We start from the raw sequence: 1,034 nt of genomic DNA on the forward strand, positions 1-1,034 counted from the left end.
GTGGACGTGCTCGGCCAGGATCGAGAGCATCACATCGTGATCGAAGCTCCCGAAACAGTCGGCGATGTCGCCCTCGATGAACCAGGTCGTCCCGGTCCAGTGGTTGGCCACGTCGGTCAACGCCGTGTGGCAACCCCGGCCGGGGCGGAACCCGTGGGATCGAGGGGAGAATCTCGGTTCGTAGTACGCCTCCAACAACAGGCGTACCACCTCCCCGACGAGCTTGTCCATCCACGAGGGCAGGCCCAAAGGCCGCAGCTTCGTCCCCTGCTTCTTGGGGATGTAGACCCGCCGTGCGGGCAGGAACCGGTAACGCTCGTGGCGCATCGCATCGATGATGCGGCCGATCTTGCCCATGGACATGCCGTCAGCGGTTTCCCCGTCCGTCCCGGGCGTCATCGCGCCGTGGTTGGCGTAGATGCGCCCGTAGGCCATCAGGTACAGGCCCGGGTTGAACAGTTGTCGATACAGCTCAGTGCACGGCAGGCCACGCCTGCCGCGCTCACGCAGGACATCCAGTACCGTTTCGGCGTTCTGCATTACGCATACCTCCCGGATTGTTGATGTCCGATCACCTGGCCCCCTTCGCCCTGTGTCCGGCTTTCCCGGACCCCTCGGCAGGTCGTGACTCCTGCGACTACTACGAGGCCTCCGTCGCCATAGGACTCGCGTCCCGTAGGCGATCCCGCGTTCGTCCCTGTTGTACGTATCGAGCGGAACGTAGGTGACCCACTCATCTCCTTGAATACCCTCACTGGGCATCGCTCCGCGCTCCGGAGGTTGCGTCGGCTGAGCGGAACACCAACACAGGGCACGGCACCGGTTCAGACGTCTTTCCGGTGGATGGCGGCTTGCATCCGCTGGAGATTGGGCTTCAAGCAATCCAGCTTTCACCATATTCCGCGGGTCCCGCAGCAGCCCGCACCCGTACGCCTGGGCACGACCACTGCTTTCCTGGCATGCTCTTGTCCCCTTCACCTTTCAGATCCAGGTAAGCCATCAGACCCAGGAACCTCCCTCCGAGTTCCTCCCGG

General features: G+C 63.4%; 1 protein-coding gene. It reads right to left on the reverse strand.

Annotated elements, in window-relative coordinates; all coding sequences use genetic code 11:
- Positions 1-540 (reverse strand): reverse transcriptase/maturase family protein (locus ABZS58_RS51495; protein WP_354792179.1); only part of this gene is annotated, 540 nt, incomplete at its 3' end.
- Positions 541-1,034 lie beyond the last annotated feature (494 nt).

The sequence above is a fragment of the Dactylosporangium sp. NPDC005555 genome, from assembly GCF_040605635.1.
GTDB lineage: Bacteria > Actinomycetota > Actinomycetes > Mycobacteriales > Micromonosporaceae > Dactylosporangium.